Here is a 14,972-nt window from a genome sequence, read left to right on the forward strand (position 1 = left end):
TGCCGAATGAGGTACAATAAGAGCGAGTCGTCCCATTCTCGGTCAAAGGAATGATCCTCTTGAATAAGCGAGCGCTCAAAATTGTCGTTTATATTATGCTGATCGCCATGCTGGCAACTACCGTGCTAGCGTCTCTCGGTTCTCTTCTGAGTTGACAACCGAATCGTAACCGAATACCCGTGCGAAATGGGGCACGATCCGCTCTCCGATCTCTTCGATGCCGAAGTTCGAGCCGGTCAGCGATTCGAGCGAGGTGACCCCGTATTCGGCAATTCCGCACGGGATAATGCCCTGGAAGCCTTCGGCTTCCACTCCGCGCTTCACGTTCAGCGCGAAGCCATGGCTCGTCACGAAGCCTCTCCGCGTTCTCGCCCGATTGAACTTGACGCCGATGGCGGCGATCTTCTCGTCGCCCACCCAGACGCCCGTATATTCGGGCTTCCGGCCCCCTTCAATGCCGAACTCCGCGAGAAGTCCGATGATCCCTTCTTCCAGCGTGCGCAAATAAGCGTGCAGGTCGAGGCCGGCCGCGTCCAAATAAAGCAGCGGGTAGCCGACCAATTGGCCGGGCCCGTGATACGTAATATCTCCCCCGCGGTCGATCTGAAACACTTGAATGCCCCTTCTGGCCAACTCGTCGGGTCCGTAGAGCAGATGCTCCGGATGCCGGTCCGTCCCGATCGTATAGGTCGGCGGATGCTCGACCAGCAGCAGCGAGTCCCCCCGCTCTTGCCGATCGATCTCTCCGACGAGCCGCTTCTGCAAGTCCCACGCTTCCCCGTACGCCATCTGCGACAATCTTGCCACTTCCAGCTGCCGTTCCACTCGATCGTCTCCTTTGCTTGTTGGCAGGCAGCATCGATCCCATCCCGATGCCTGTATCGGGTTTATTTTAGCGCATTCGCGCCGCCGGCCGCAAACTTCTTCACAACGCCGCAAAGGCCGCCTCGGCCGCTTATGCGCGCCGGGCGGCCTCGGAACGGGCCTTAGTACAATTTGGTGTCGAGATTGAAGCTTTCGAGATTTTCTTTGACTCGCTGCAAGAAGCGCCCGGAGATGACCCCGTCCAAAATCCGGTGGTCGAGCGAGAGACAGATGTTTACCATCGAACGGACGCCGATCATGTCGTTGATGACGACCGGCTTCTTGACGATCGATTCGAACGTCATGATCGCCGCTTGCGGGTAATTGATGATCGGCTGCGACAGAATCGAGCCGAACGCTCCGGTGTTGTTGACCGTGAACGTGCCGCCCTGCAAGTCGGCCAGCTTGATCTGCCCTTCGCGCGTACGCTGGGCCAGATCGTGAATCTCGTGCGCGAGTCCCGCGATATTTTTCTGGTCGGCGTTGCGGATGACCGGCGTAATGACGGAATCTTCCGTGCCGACCGCGAGCGACAGGTTGATGTCGCGCTTGACGATGATTTTGTCGGTCGCCCATACCGAGTTCATGATCGGATAATCTTTAATGGCATTAACCGTCGCTTTGCAGAGGAACGGCATGTACGTCAGGTTGATTCCTTCGCGACGGCTGAACTCTTCCTTCAGCTTGTTGCGCAGCAGGACGAGGTTGGTCACGTCGACCTCGATCATCATCCAGCCGTGCGGAATCTCCGTCACGCTCTGGCGCATCTTGAGCGCGATCGAGTTCCGCACCGGCGTCACGTCGATAAAATATTCGCCGCGGCCCGGCAGCTCATGCCCGGCCAGCTCGACCGCCGGCGTGCGCGGCGTCTCCGACAAGTGCAGCCCCGTCGTGCGCACCGGCACCTTCGGATCCATCGGAGCCTTGGGCGCTTCCTTGGCCGGATCGGGCGATGGAGTGGGCGCGGCGGCTACGGCGAAGCCGGCCGTTCCGTTCTCCGCCGCCTCCAGCACGTCCTTGCGCGTAATGCGCCCGCCCATACCGGTGCCGCGCACGCGGCTCAGGTCGATGCTATGCTCGGCGGCCAGCTTTTGCACGGCCGGCGAGAAGCGGTGGCGCATCGGCGCGTCCGGATCGAACGCCGCGGGAAGCAGCGGAGCGGCTCCGCCCGAAGCCGCGCCGGGTACGGCGGCGGACGTCTCCGCCGTCTCGGGACGAGGCTCGGCAGCCGTCTTCTCCGACGCTCCGCTCGCCTCCGTCTCGATGATGCACACCGGCGTGCCGACATCGACCGTCTCTCCGGCACCGACCAATATTTTCACAAGCGTTCCCTTTACTGTCGACGGCAGCTCCGCGCTCACTTTATCCGTAATGAGTTCGCACAGAGGCTCATACAGATCGACTTCCTGACCCGGCTCCTTCAGCCAACGGTCGATCGTGGCCGACACGAGCGATTCCGCAAGCTGCGGCAGGATAATTTCCACCGGTTGTTTCGGCATCGAATGGCGCCTCCGTTCTCTAGAATCGGGCCAGATCCAGCATCGCGGCCTTCAATTTGTCCTTGTTCAGCAAGTAGTGCTTCTCGCCCGGCGGATTGATCGGCATCGCCGGAACGTCCGGCGCGCACAGCCGGCGGATCGGCGCATCAAGGTCGTACAGCAGCTCTTCGGAGATGATCGCCGCCACTTCCGCGCCTACGCCGCCCGTCTTGTTGTCTTCGTGCACGATCAGCACTTTGCCCGTCCGGGCCGCCGCCTCCAGCACGCCTTCCCGGTCCAGCGGCTGAATCGTCCGCAGGTCGAGAATATGCGCCTCGACTCCTTCGTCGCGGCTCAGTTCTTCGGCCGCCTGCATCGCGAAGTGAAGCGGCATGCTGTAGCCGATCACGGTGATGTCGTCGCCTTCGCGCATGACCTTCGATTTGCCGATCGGTACCGTATATTCGCCTTCCGGCACTTCGTCGCTGACGAGCCGGTAGCATTTTTTATTTTCGAAAAAGAGGACGGGATCCGGATCGCGAATCGCCGACAACAGCAGCCCCTTCGCGTCGTACGCGGTAGCCGGCGCCACGATCTTGAGGCCCGGCGTTCCGAAGAATACGGATTCCGGGCATTGCGAGTGATACAGTCCGCCGAACACGCCGCCGCCGATCGGGGCCCGCACGACGAGCGGGCAGCTCCAGTCGTTGTTCGAGCGGTAGCGGATCTTGGCCGCCTCGCTGATGATCTGGTTCGTCGCCGGGAACATGAAGTCCGAATACTGCATCTCGGCGATCGGCCGCATGCCGGCCATCGCCGCCCCGATCGCGACGCCTGCGATCGCGGACTCCGCAAGCGGCGTGTCAAGCGAACGCAGCTCGCCGAACTGCTGCTGCAGCCCCTTCGTCGTGCCGAAAACGCCGCCCTTCAGCCCGACGTCCTCGCCCAGCACGAACACGCGCTCGTCCCGCTCCATCTCTTCCTTCATCGCCGTCCGAATCGCTTCGATATACTCGATCACCGGCATGTCAGATCGCCTCCCCGTTCGCCGTCTCCGCGTACACGTGGCGGAAAGCGTCCTCGACTGCCTGGAACGGCGCCCGTTCCCCGTATTCCGTCGCTTCGTCGATCTCCTCGCGGATGCGGGCCTGAAGCTCCTGCTCTTGTTCTTCCGACCACAGTCCCGCTTCCGTCAAGTAACGACGGTACGCCGGGATGCCGTCTTTGGCTTTGTGGATCTCGACTTCTTCCTTCGTGCGGTAAACCAGATCGTTGTCGGAGGTCGAGTGCGGCGTCACCCGGTACGTCACGATCTCGACAAGCGTCGGTCCTTCGCCCGCGAGCGCCCGGTCGTGCGCTTCCTTGAACACGCGGTACGTCTCCAGAACGTCGTTGCCGTCCACTTGCACGCCGGGGAATCCGTACCCGAGCGCCCGGTCGCTGATGCGGCCGGCCGTTTGCTTGGACAACGGAACCGAGATGGCGTAGCCGTTGTTCTGGCAGACGAAAATGACCGGCAGCTTCATGACCCCGGCGAAATTGCACCCTTCGTGAAAATCGCCCTGGTTGCTCGATCCTTCGCCGAAGGAGACGAGCGAGACGGATCGCTCGCCGCGCATCTTCGCCGCCAGCGCGAAGCCGGCCGCATGCGGCACCTGCGTCGTGACCGGGCTTGAGCCCGTGACGATCCGCAGCCGCTTGGCCCCGAAGTGGCCCGGCATCTGACGGCCGGCGCTGTTCGGGTCTTCGCCTTTGGCGAACAGGGAGAGCATCAATTCTTTAACGGTCATTCCGAGGGACAAGACGAATGCATAATCGCGGTAATAAGGAAGAAACCAATCGTTCTTCAGATCCATGGCGAACGCCATCGCGACTTGCGACGGTTCCTGGTTGATGCCGGAGATGTGAAAATTGACTTTGCCGGCGCGCTGGAGAAGCTGTCCCCGTTCGTCGAACTTGCGGGCTAATATCATCTTCTCGTACATGGCTACGGCTTGTTCGTCCGTCAGTCCAAGCGCGGCGTGACGGGGGGCGCTCTTCACGGAATGTGTGTGGGTCAAGGCACGTCCCTCCTGGCTTTTGTTGGGTTGGCGCCAAGGGCGCCTTTTTTATCACCTGGTCTTAATACTTGAATCTAGAACCCATTATAACGTGCCCGCGGCAAAAAAGAAACGTCCATCCGTCGGAGATTGTTCCCGGCTTGCGGATGGACGTCCGTCTTAGGCCCCAGTCCATGTGCGTATGGACCGAAGCCCAGGTAAGAGATTCGCTCGAAGCGAGGCGGCCTCGTTCAGCCGTGAGAGGCGCCGCCGTCCAGCGCCGCCATCACTTCCTGCAGCGCTTCCGACATCGTCGGGTGCGGATGAATGGCGCGGCCGATCTCCCACGGGACCGCGTCCAGCAGCCGAGCCAGCGAAGCCTCCGCGATCAGGTCGGTGGCGCGGGAGCCGACGAGGTGCACGCCAAGCAGGTCTCCCGTCTCGCGGTCGGCCACCACCTTGGCGAATCCTTCCGCGTCGCCGTAGGCGAGCGCCTTGCCGAAAATCCGCATCGGCAGCCGAGCCGTCTTGACTTCCCGTCCTTGCGCTCTCGCTTCGGCTTCGCTCCAGCCGATCGACGCCGCCTCAGGCCTCGTATAGACGCAGCGCGGAATGTCGCGGTCCGCCGTTCTCGTTGTCCCGTTCGTCCGGCCGAGCAGATGGTCGACCGCAACGGCCGCTTCATGCATCGCCGCATGCGCCAGCTGCACGCCCCCGATGCAATCGCCGATCGCGTAAATATGGCGTTCCCCGGTCTGCAGCGTGACCGGATCGACGGCCACGAAACCGTTCGACGTCCGAATATCCGTGTTTTCAAATCCTTGCCCTTCCACGTTGCCCTGCCGTCCGACCGATACGAGCATCTTCTCGGCCGCTAACGTCGTCTTGCCGGCTGCCGTCTCGATCTCGACGGTTGCGCCCGTCTCCCCGATCCGGCACGATTCGACGAGCAGCCGGGCGCCGGCGTGGATCGCGACGCCGCGGGCGGCGAGCAGCTTCGCCATTTCTGCGGAGACGTCTTTATCCTCGCCCGGCAGGATCCGATCCGCCGCCTCGACGAGCGTCACCTTCGTCCCGAAATCGCCGAGCATCGACGCCCATTCCGCGCCGATAACGCCGCCTCCGACGATTATGGCGGAAGCCGGGAGCGTCTCCCACTCCAGCGCCTCGTCGCTGGTCGCGATCGTCGCCCCGTCGTAAGGCAATCCGGCCAAGCGGCGCGGACGAGACCCCGTCGCGACGATCAAGTTGCGAGGCACGACCGTCTCGGCATCTCCGTCCGCCAGCTCCACCGCGATCGCTCCGCTGCGCGGCGAGAAGATCGACGGCCCGATGATGCGGCCGCCGCCCAGGATCACTTGAATCCGGTGCTGCTTCATCAACGCCTGCAATCCGCGGTGCAGCTGCTCCACGATGCCGTTCTTGCGCGCCAGCACTTCGTTCCAGGCAACCGATACGTTCCCGTTCGCGGGCAGCTCGATTCCATAGGCGCCGGCATTGCGAACGGTTGCATATACTTCCGCGCTGCGCAGCAGCGATTTGGACGGAATGCAGCCCCTGTGCAAGCAAGTTCCGCCCAGCTTGTCCTTCTCGATAAGCGCCACGCTCTTGCCGGCTTGCGCCGCGCGAACGGCCGCCGTATATCCGCCAGGGCCGCCTCCGAGCACGGCCACGTCCACTTCGATTGGCATTCTGTAAGCTCCTCCGTTTCCCATCCGACCGTATCCGCACTCGATACGCTATCGATCTATTCTACCTTTTTTTGACCCCCCGGACAAAGGCATCCTCCCTTATTACGCGCGGAAAGCGATATCGTTTCCTCATATGGACAGAATCCCCCAGAATCGGTATGATGAAAGGGACGGAAGGAGGGCCGTTTTGCGTGAAGATCGTCATCTCCCGGCTGATTGCCGTTCTGCTGCTCGTCATTCCGGGCATCGCGGCGGCATATGGATTTTTACTCATGAAAGATGCTGTGTTCGATTATTTCGCGCAGCTCGGCAATGTCGAGCTGAACGATCCGCACTTCGCCTGGCTGCGGTTCGCGATCGGATTCGTCGTGTTTCTCTGCGGCGTCGCCTTCATCGGCGGATGGATTTTTTTCCGCGATCGCAAGCATAACTACCTGTCTTCCCGCTTTCGGCCGAAGCGGCCCCGTCCTCCCAAAGCAAACGGCGGCAGCCAATCCTAACCCTTACGGCCCATAGCTTGTTCGAAACTCCTCGCGCAACGGACGCGACGGAGTTTTTTTGGTTGTTTAGGACATGATGCGATTAAATTTCTTCCTGCCGAAACGAAGCCCGCTTCCGGTAATCCGACGGACTGCATCCGAATAAAGCGCGGAACGTCTTGCTAAAATAGCTGAAGTTGTCGAAGCCCGAAGCGCTCGCCGCCTCCCCGACCGTCAGGCCGGAACCTTCAAGCAGCCGGGCCGCGCGGCGCAGGCGATATTGGTTCACGTATTCGACCGGCGTCTTGCGCATAAACGTCTTGAACGTGCGGCTGAAATGGCCTTCGCTCATGCCGGCGGCTTCCGCCAGCTCCCGCACGGTCAGCTTGCGCGCGAAGTGAGTCTCGATATAGAGCAGCGCTCCCTTCAGCCGTTCCAGGGCCATCGCCTCTCCCGGAGGCGCGCTTTGGCGCTCCGTCCATTGGCCCGCCGTCCAATAATCCGCGAGCAGAAGGAGCAGCTCGCCTTTTACGCGCATTTCCTTGGCCGGGTCGTCCGATTCGTACAGGGACGCCAGCTTTTTCAAGCGTAGGACGACGTTTGCTCCCCACTCCGTGCCGCCGCTTGCGACGGGGCTCAAGCCGATCTTCCGGCGGCCGAGCGGCTGAAGGAACCGGGAGGAGAAGCTGTCTCCGGCATCGGCCAGCCATTCCAGGTCGAACACGACGGCCGCGTACGAGCACGAGGAGTCGTGGATTCCGTCGGCCCCGTGCAGCTCGCCTCCGGGAACGAACACCGCTTCCCCTGCGCCGAGCTCGATCTCGGCAAGGCCGACCCGAACCCGCGCTTGCCCGGCGAGAAGCAGCAGAAATTCCGCTTCTTCGTGCCAATGGCTCTCCAGCAGCGGCTGGCCGGTCTGATTCTCCATGATATAGGCCCCGACCGGAAAACCGGGCGATCCGTGCCGCCGATTCTCGCGCAGCTGCCCCGCATCCATAAATGTCATCTCCAATATCAGAATATTGTTATTTGAAAGCGGAATATTGCAAGAAATCGAGCGAATGGATCAGTATAATGACAGTGTATAAGGATGAGCCACGAAAAATCAAGAAGGGATGATTCCGTCCATGAAATTCAGCGATGGCTACTGGATGACCAAAGAAGGCTACGAAGTTTTGAGCCCGTACGAAATTCACGACGTCCATGTCGGGACGAACGCCATTACCGTGTTCGCTACCCACCGGCACCTCGAGACCCGCGGCAATACGCTGAACGAACCGCTGATGACGATGGAATTCTCTTCGCCGACGGCGGACGTCATTCGCGCGAAATTTTACCATCACAAAGGGCGCAAACGCCAAAGCCCGTCCTCCTTCCCTCTGCTGACGGAAGGCGATGCATCGGTATCGATCGAGAACAACGCCGAGTACGTTCGTCTGACGAGCGGGGATACGGCGGTCACGATCACGAAGATCCATCCCGTGAAGATCGCCTACACTTACAAAGGACGCCCGCTGACCGGCAGCGGCACCCGCCAGACCGCATACGTCAAAGCTGCCGACGGCAACCATCATTTCCGCGAGCAGCTCAATCTGGGCGTCGGGGAGACTGTATACGGACTTGGAGAGCGCTTCTCCGCTTTCGTCAAGAACGGCCAGGTCGTCGACATCTGGAATCAGGACGGCGGCACCGCATCCGAGCAGGCGTACAAGAACATTCCTTTTTATATCACGAACCGCGGCTACGGCGTGTTCGTCAATCATCCGGAGCTCGTGTCGTTCGAAGTCGCGTCGGAGAAAGTATCCAAGACGCAATTCAGCGTCGCGGGCGAAATGCTCGAATATTTCCTGATCGGCGGCGGCTCGATGAAGAACGTGCTGGCGAATTACACGTCGCTGACCGGCAAGCCGGCCCTTCCTCCCGCCTGGTCGTTCGGCCTGTGGCTGACCACCTCGTTCACGACCAACTACGACGAGGCGACCGTGAACAGCTTCATCGACGGTATGGCGCAGCGCGACATCCCGCTGGCGGTGTTCCACTTCGACTGCTTCTGGATGAAGGAGTACCAATGGTGCGACTTTGAATGGGATGAGCGCGTATTCCCGGATCCGAAGGGCATGCTGGCCCGGCTTAAGGAGAAGGGGCTGCATATTTGCGTCTGGATCAACCCGTACATCGCGCAGCGCTCCCCTCTGTTCGACGAAGGCATGGAGGGCGGCTACCTGCTGAAGCGTCCGGACGGCAGCGTCTGGCAGTGGGACTTGTGGCAGTACGGCATGGGCCTCGTCGACTTCACGAACCCGGACGCGTGCAAGTGGTACGGCGACAAGCTGCGCGCGCTCGTGGACATGGGGGTCGATTCGTTCAAGACCGACTTCGGCGAGCGCATTCCGACCGACGTCGCTTATTTCGACGGCTCCGATCCGATGCAGATGCACAACTACTACACGCAGCTGTATAACAAGGTCGTGTTCGAAGTGCTCGAGGAAAAGCGCGGCAAAGGCGAAGCCGCGCTGTTCGCCCGCTCCGCGACCGCCGGCGGCCAGCAGTTCCCGGTCCACTGGGGCGGCGACTGCGAAGCGACGTACGAATCGATGGCCGAGAGCTTGCGCGGCGGCCTGTCGCTCGGCTTGTCGGGCTTCGGGTTCTGGAGCCACGACATCGGCGGCTTCGAGCAGAGCGCGACGCCGGACCTGTACAAGCGCTGGGTGGCGTTCGGCCTGCTGTCGTCCCACAGCCGCCTGCACGGAAGCACGTCGTACCGCGTGCCGTGGCTGTTCGACGAAGAAGCCGTCGACGTCCTTCGCTTCTTTACCAAGCTGAAGCTCGGCCTGATGCCGTACCTGTTCTCTCAAGCGGTGCAGTCCGCCAAGCTCGGCTTGCCGATGATGCGGGCGATGGTGCTGGAATACGGAGAAGACCCGACCGCCGATTACCTGGACCGCCAGTACATGCTCGGCGACTCGCTGCTGGTCGCGCCGATCTTCAACCCGGACGGCGCCTCCTCTTACTACCTGCCGAAGGGGAATTGGACGCATTTCCTGACCGGGGAAAAAGTGTCCGGCGGTTCCTGGCGCAACGAAACGCACGATTACCTGAGCCTGCCGCTGTACGCGCGCGAAAATTCGTTGATCGCGGTCGGCTCTGTCGATAACCGTCCTGATTATGAATATGCGGATGGCGCGACGTTCCATCTGTTCGAGCTGCAGGACGGCGCCTCCGCCCGGGCGGACGTCTACGACCCGCAAGGCAAGCTGAAGCTGACCGTAACGGCTTCGCGCACCGGCGGCGCGATCGAGGTCGCCGCCGAAGGCGAAGGCGCATCGTCCGGTTGGCGGTTGCTGCTTCGCGGTATCGGCGAAGTCGCATCCGTCGACGGCGGCTCGTCTGCGGCTGACGCCCAGGGAACGGTTGTCGTTCCCGCCTCGGGCGCGACCCGCCTGACGATTCGGCTGTAAAAGCAAAGCAGCCCCGAGCGCTTCTATCGCGAAGCGTTCGGGGCTTTTCCCTTATGTTACGCAATCCGACCTACTTCCAGCAGCTTCGAGGTCATCTCGAAGCGGGCTTCCGGCGTTGTCGCGCCCATAATCACCGAAATGTAACGATGTCCGCCAATGAGGAACGAGCCGGTAAAACAGTAACCGGCGGCTGAAGTATAGCCGGTCTTGAGACCGTCGTTGCCCTTCATGCCGAACTGCTGGCCCGGCAGCATCTCGTTGGACGTCGCCAGCATCGTCTTGCCGTCGGCGGCCGGCGTCTCCGACTTCTTCGTGAATTTAAGCAGCTCCGGAAAGCCGCCGACCAGCCTGGAAGCCAGCAGCGCCGCATCCTTGGCGGTCATCTTCGTATCCGTCGCGGAATCGGCCGTGGAGAACGCGGTCAAATCCTCTTTCGACAATCCGGTCGCATTCGCGAACCGGGTGCGGTCCGACAGGCCGATCGCTTTCGCCTCGTCGTTCATGAGCTTCACGAACGCCGTTTCGCTTCCGGCTACTTTCTCGGCCAGCGCCACCGCAGCGTCGTTCGCCGAATGGATGGCCATCGCGGCGAACAGCTCCCGGACCGAGACGCTCTGCCCGGACCGAAGCCCCATCGCCGATCCCACGACGTTCGCCGCGTACCGGCTCGCGACCGCTTCGTCGTCCCAGTTCAGTTTTCCGGAACGGATCTGCTCCAGTACGACGAGCTCCGTCATCATCTTCGACATGCTGGCCGGCGCCAAGGCCTCGTCCGCATTTTGCAGATAAAGCCATTTCCCTGACTTCGCGTCGAGCAGGGCCGCCGACTTGGCTTCGATCGCCGTGCCTTCGATCGCCGGATCTTCGGTCTTCGAGTCATCGGTCGTGTTTTCGGTCGCCGGGGCAGTGATCGCTTTGTCTTCGGTCCCCGGAGCTGCGATCACGGGTTCTGCAGTCGCCGGGGCTGCGATCGCTGCGTCTTCCATCACTGCGTCTTCCGTCACGGGCCGAAGCGTCTTCTCCTTCGCAACCCATCCGAGCCCGGCCGCCACGACGACGGCAAGCGCCAAGTGCTTCCATTTCATAGTTCCACCCGTTTCTCTTAAGCTTTGATCTCCTCCTATTGTAGGAAGTATTTTTTAAGCAATCCGAAGCGAAACCTGTCTTTTTTCTTAAACTGTGCTAAGCATTCTCCGAATGCCTAGCCCGTGTATAGGTCCGATGCGTTTATTTGGCCTCCTTCAACACCGGGAGCCGCACCTGGAACACCGTACGCTCGGCGTCGCTGAACGCTTCGATACGGCCCTTGTGCTGCTCCACCAGCCCTTTGACGATCGCGAGCCCGAGGCCGGAGCCGCCGGCATGCTCGGTCCGCGACTTGTCGACCCGATAAAACCGGTCGAAAATGTACGGAAGATCGGTCGTCGGAATCGGTTCCCCGTAATTGACGACTTCGACGACCGCTTCGCCGTCTTCGCGGTATGCCGCGAAATCGACTCTCTTCCCCTCGCGGCCGTATTGGACCGCGTTCGCCAGCAAGTTCTCGAACACTCTCGCCAGCTTGATCGGATCCCCGGACACGGGCAGCTCGGGCTCGGGAGCGCGCAGATCCCCCTTCATTCCCGCATCGGCCAGCGTCAGCCGGTGATGCACGAGCAGTTGGCCGAGCAGTTCGACCAGGTTGAGCCGGGTCATCTTGAGCGCAGCCGCCCCGCTGCGCGTACGGGTCAGCTCGAACAAGTCGCTCGTCAGCAGATGAAGCCTCTGAGCTTTCTCGTAAGCGATCGCGACGTAATGGCGCAGCTCGACTTCGTCGCGGTAGCGGTCCTGATCGATCAAGCCGAGATAGCCGAGGATGGACGTCAGCGGCGTACGCAGATCGTGCGAGACGTTCGTGATCAGCTCGTTCTTCGTCTGCTCCATCCGCCTCTCCTCGTCCAGCGACAGCTTCAGCTTTTCAACCAGCCGATTCGTCTGCTCCGCCAGCTCGCTCAGCTCGCTCTGTCCGCGGACAGGAAGCGTCTCGTCGAAGTTCCCTTCGGCAATGCGGCCCAGATCGGCGCGGAGCCGCCCCAAATAAATCATCTGCCGCAGCTGGAACAAAACCATGAAGGCCATAAACAATAAAAAGCCGAAAATAATCGGCAGCGCGCTTGCGCCGAACATGGCTTCCGCTGCGTTATAGCCGATCCGGATCCATCGGGTATTCGGATAAAACCGCCAGGACAAGTCGCGCAAGGCGGCCAGCAGAACGTACCCCAGGACAGCGCTGAGCACCAGGCTAGCCAGCATCTGCCAGATCAAGCGCCAGATCATGCGGCCGGTTCCGTTAGAGGTCAATTTTGTAGCCGACCCCCCATACGGTGGCGATCAGTTTGTCGCCCGACTCCTGCTCCAGCTTGTCCCGCAGCTTGCTGATATGGACCATGACCGTGTTGTTGGATTCGAAATATTTTTCTTTCCACACCTGCTGGAAAATCTCCTCCGCGCTGAACACGCGTCCGGGATTGGCGGCGAGCAAGCTGAGAATGCCGAACTCGGTCGAGGTCAAGCGGATCGGGCGGCCGTCCGCTTCCACGGAATGGGACTGCTTGTCGATGCGCAGCGGCCCGGCGGCGATGACGTTCTCGTCCGTTTCGGCGCCGGCCGTCTTCCCGTATTGATAGGAACGGCGCAGCAGCGATTTGACGCGCGCGACCAGCTCGAGCGGGTTGAACGGCTTGATCATGTAATCGTCCGCTCCGGTCATCAGGCCGAGAATTTTGTCCATATCCTCCGCCTTGGCGCTGACCATCAGAATCGGGATCTCCCGTTCCGCCCGGATGCGCCGGCAAGCTTCCATCCCGTCCATCCCGGGCATCATGACGTCCAGGACGACCAGATCGAACTCCTCTCGGGCCAGCTTGTCCAACGCCTCCGCGCCGTCGTGCGCCTTATCCGTCAAATACCCTTCGTTGCGCAAATAAATTTCGATCAGACCGGCGATCTCCCGGTCGTCGTCCACGATTAACAAACGTCGCTGCATCGCTGTGACCTACGCTCCTCGTCTATGTCTTACCTATACTATAGTCCAGTATCTCCCGCCTTGTCTCGGATGCTAAACTGATCTTCAGATATGTTTAAGATTTGGTTAAGGTTCTTTTGCGATGCGGCGTCTTCTATTTTTCGGGAGGGATACTGGCATGGCGGGGAAAAAGGAGCGAGGGAACTACGGGATCGACGCGCCGAACGTCGTGCGCAGCCTCTGTGCGATCGGGGCGATTCTCATCGCGGCTGCCGCGGCGGCGCTCGATCTTCTGAACGGCGTATGGCTCAAGGCGTTGTCGGTCTGGGGAGGCGCGATCGGCGTCCTGTGTTGGGCGGAAGCGGCATGGATGCTCTGGAGCAGCAAGCGGGGCAAGCGTAAGGTCGTACGGAAGCTGATCGAGGCGCTGCGACTGAGTCCGGACGATTCCGTTCTGGACGTCGGGTGCGGTCGCGGAATGGTGTTAACCGGCGTCGCCAAGCGGTTGATCGGGGGAAAAGCGGTCGGCATCGATATCTGGAACGCGAACGATCAGTCCGGGAACAGCCCGGGCGCGACGATGCGGAACGCCGCGGCCGAGGGCGTCTCGGACCGGATACAGGTCGTGAACGCGGACGCGCGCCGCCTCCCGTTCGAAGACGGCGCTTTCGACGCGGTGGCGTCCAGCCTTGCCATTCATAACATCTCCGAACGCAGGGAACGGCGGAAGGCGATCAAGGAGATCGTCCGCGTCACCGGCCCGAACGGCAGAATCGCGCTTCTCGACTTTCGGAATGTCCGGGAATACGCCGAGGCGATGAGCGAAGCCGGTCTTGCGGAAGTCCGCGTGTCCGGCCTGCACTTCTCGATGTTCCCTCCGGTTCGCATCGTGACCGGCACGAAATCTTGAGCGGCTTTTTACGCTTTCGACTTCGTTCTGGCCAGCAGGTAAAGGAAATAGGGCGCGCCGATCACGGTGACGACGATGCCTGTCGGCACGCCCGACGGCTGCAGGATCGAGCGGCTGACCGTGTCGGCGGCGATGACGAGCAGGCTGCCGGTCAGCGCCGCGGCGGGAATGAGCACCTGGTGCCGCGAGCCGACGAGCTGACGGGCCAGATGCGGCGCGATCAGGCCGACGAAGCTGATCCCTCCGCCGACGGCGACGCACGCGCCGGCCAAGGCGACCGATGCGGCCAGCAGGCCGAGCCGCTCGCGCTCCGTTCTGGCGCCCAAGCCGGTAGCTAAGGCATCGCCCAGGCTCAGCACGTTCAGCGCCTTGGCTTTCAGCAGAACGTACGGAATAAGGACGGCCAGCCATGGCAGCAGCGCCAGCACAAATTTCCAATTCGTTCCATAGATACTGCCGGCAAGCCATGTCTGCACGAACTGGTACTGATCCGGACTGAGCCGGATCGTCAGCACGATCATCGCGGCGGAGATGCCGGAAGCGAGCGCGATCCCGACGAGCACCATCCGCGTCGGCGAGAGCCCTTCTCCCCGTTTCCGGGCGAGCGCATAGATGAGCGCTGCGGTCGCCAGCGCGCCCACGAGGGCGAGACACGGCAGCAGGAAGACCGAACCGAGCTTCGTCACCGGATAGAAGGCGACGTACAGCACGACCATCAGCCCGGCGCCGGAATTGATGCCGAGGATGCCCGGATCCGCTAGCGCGTTGCGGGTGATTCCTTGCAGGATGCAGCCCGACAGCGCGAGTCCCGCTCCCAGAAGCACCGTGATGACGATGCGGGGCAGCCGGAATTGGAACAAAATCAAGTTCTGATTCGCGTTACCGCCGCCGAACAGCGTCCGGAATACTTCCCCCGGCGACAGCCGGGTGTAGCCCGAGTTCATGCTGACGATAAAGACCGCGATGACCAGCAAGGCGAGGACGCCGATCCATGTCCATGCCCTGGCCGCGCGACGGCGGCTCGATTGCCGAAGCAAGTTCCGCTCCAT

14 protein-coding genes are annotated in these 14,972 nt (G+C 61.5%); 4 read left to right on the forward strand and 10 right to left on the reverse strand.

Going from position 1 to position 14,972, the window contains the following annotated elements:
* Positions 1 to 50 precede the first annotated feature (50 nt).
* Complete coding sequence (prli42, locus tag H7C18_RS35695) at positions 51 to 155, forward strand: stressosome-associated protein Prli42 (RefSeq protein WP_202886945.1); 105 nt, start codon at positions 51 to 53, stop codon at positions 153 to 155.
* Here the strand turns inward: prli42 and lipB are convergent.
* The 5 genes from lipB to lpdA all read right to left on the reverse strand — a co-directional run bounded on the left by lipB (position 118) and on the right by lpdA (position 6,072).
* Positions 118 to 789 carry a lipoyl(octanoyl) transferase LipB gene (gene lipB, locus H7C18_RS06190; RefSeq protein ID WP_185128222.1) on the reverse strand — a complete coding sequence of 224 codons (672 nt, stop codon included), beginning with the start codon at positions 787 to 789 and terminating at the stop codon, positions 118 to 120. The genes prli42 and lipB overlap by 38 nt on opposite strands.
* 197 nt (positions 790 to 986) lie before the next feature.
* Positions 987 to 2,363 carry a dihydrolipoamide acetyltransferase family protein gene (locus H7C18_RS06195; protein WP_185128151.1) on the reverse strand — a complete coding sequence of 459 codons (1,377 nt, stop codon included), beginning with the start codon at positions 2,361 to 2,363 and terminating at the stop codon, positions 987 to 989.
* 19 nt (positions 2,364 to 2,382) lie between these two features.
* Positions 2,383 to 3,369 carry an alpha-ketoacid dehydrogenase subunit beta gene (locus H7C18_RS06200; protein ID WP_185128152.1) on the reverse strand — a complete coding sequence of 329 codons (987 nt, stop codon included), beginning with the start codon at positions 3,367 to 3,369 and terminating at the stop codon, positions 2,383 to 2,385.
* A 1-nt stretch (position 3,370) separates the two neighbouring features.
* Positions 3,371 to 4,402 carry a thiamine pyrophosphate-dependent dehydrogenase E1 component subunit alpha gene (locus tag H7C18_RS06205; RefSeq protein ID WP_273385897.1) on the reverse strand — a complete coding sequence of 344 codons (1,032 nt, stop codon included), beginning with the start codon at positions 4,400 to 4,402 and terminating at the stop codon, positions 3,371 to 3,373.
* Between the two features lie 230 nt (positions 4,403 to 4,632).
* Positions 4,633 to 6,072 (reverse strand): dihydrolipoyl dehydrogenase, encoded by a 1,440-nt coding sequence (gene lpdA / locus H7C18_RS06210; RefSeq protein WP_185128153.1) that lies wholly within the window; start codon positions 6,070 to 6,072, stop codon positions 4,633 to 4,635.
* 191 nt (positions 6,073 to 6,263) lie between these two features.
* Here lpdA and H7C18_RS06215 point away from each other — a divergent pair, with 191 nt between their 5' ends.
* Positions 6,264 to 6,572: a DUF2627 family protein gene (locus tag H7C18_RS06215; protein ID WP_185128154.1), complete on the forward strand. Its 309-nt coding sequence runs from the start codon at positions 6,264 to 6,266 to the stop codon at positions 6,570 to 6,572.
* Positions 6,573 to 6,654: 82 nt separating this feature from the next.
* Here the strand turns inward: H7C18_RS06215 and H7C18_RS06220 are convergent, their stop codons facing one another.
* Positions 6,655 to 7,548, reverse strand: a complete 894-nt coding sequence (locus tag H7C18_RS06220; RefSeq protein ID WP_185128155.1) for an AraC family transcriptional regulator — start codon at positions 7,546 to 7,548, stop codon at positions 6,655 to 6,657.
* 130 nt (positions 7,549 to 7,678) lie between these two features.
* On the opposite strand from H7C18_RS06220, the gene yicI reads away from it, so the two are divergent.
* Positions 7,679 to 10,009 (forward strand): alpha-xylosidase, encoded by a 2,331-nt coding sequence (gene yicI, locus H7C18_RS06225; RefSeq protein WP_185128156.1) that lies wholly within the window; start codon positions 7,679 to 7,681, stop codon positions 10,007 to 10,009.
* A gap of 56 nt (positions 10,010 to 10,065) precedes the next feature.
* Here the strand turns inward: yicI and H7C18_RS06230 are convergent, their stop codons facing one another.
* From H7C18_RS06230 to H7C18_RS06240, 3 genes are all read right to left on the reverse strand, one after another.
* Positions 10,066 to 11,094 carry a D-alanyl-D-alanine carboxypeptidase family protein gene (locus H7C18_RS06230; protein WP_238357493.1) on the reverse strand — a complete coding sequence of 343 codons (1,029 nt, stop codon included), beginning with the start codon at positions 11,092 to 11,094 and terminating at the stop codon, positions 10,066 to 10,068.
* A 142-nt stretch (positions 11,095 to 11,236) separates the two neighbouring features.
* Positions 11,237 to 12,349: a sensor histidine kinase gene (locus tag H7C18_RS06235; protein ID WP_238357494.1), complete on the reverse strand. Its 1,113-nt coding sequence runs from the start codon at positions 12,347 to 12,349 to the stop codon at positions 11,237 to 11,239.
* Positions 12,339 to 13,034 carry a response regulator transcription factor gene (locus tag H7C18_RS06240; protein ID WP_185128157.1) on the reverse strand — a complete coding sequence of 232 codons (696 nt, stop codon included), beginning with the start codon at positions 13,032 to 13,034 and terminating at the stop codon, positions 12,339 to 12,341. Before H7C18_RS06240 ends, H7C18_RS06235 begins: the two co-directional genes overlap by 11 nt.
* Positions 13,035 to 13,191: 157 nt before the next feature.
* On the opposite strand from H7C18_RS06240, the gene H7C18_RS06245 reads away from it, so the two are divergent.
* Positions 13,192 to 13,923, forward strand: a complete 732-nt coding sequence (locus tag H7C18_RS06245) for a class I SAM-dependent methyltransferase (RefSeq protein WP_185128158.1) — start codon at positions 13,192 to 13,194, stop codon at positions 13,921 to 13,923.
* Between the two features lie 8 nt (positions 13,924 to 13,931).
* On the opposite strand, the gene H7C18_RS06250 is transcribed toward H7C18_RS06245, so the two are convergent.
* A complete protein-coding gene (locus H7C18_RS06250) occupies positions 13,932 to 14,972 on the reverse strand; it encodes a FecCD family ABC transporter permease (RefSeq protein ID WP_185128159.1) in 1,041 nt (346 codons plus the stop codon).

The sequence above is a fragment of the Cohnella zeiphila genome, assembly GCF_014212055.1.
Classification (GTDB): Bacteria; Bacillota; Bacilli; order Paenibacillales; family Paenibacillaceae; genus Cohnella; species Cohnella zeiphila.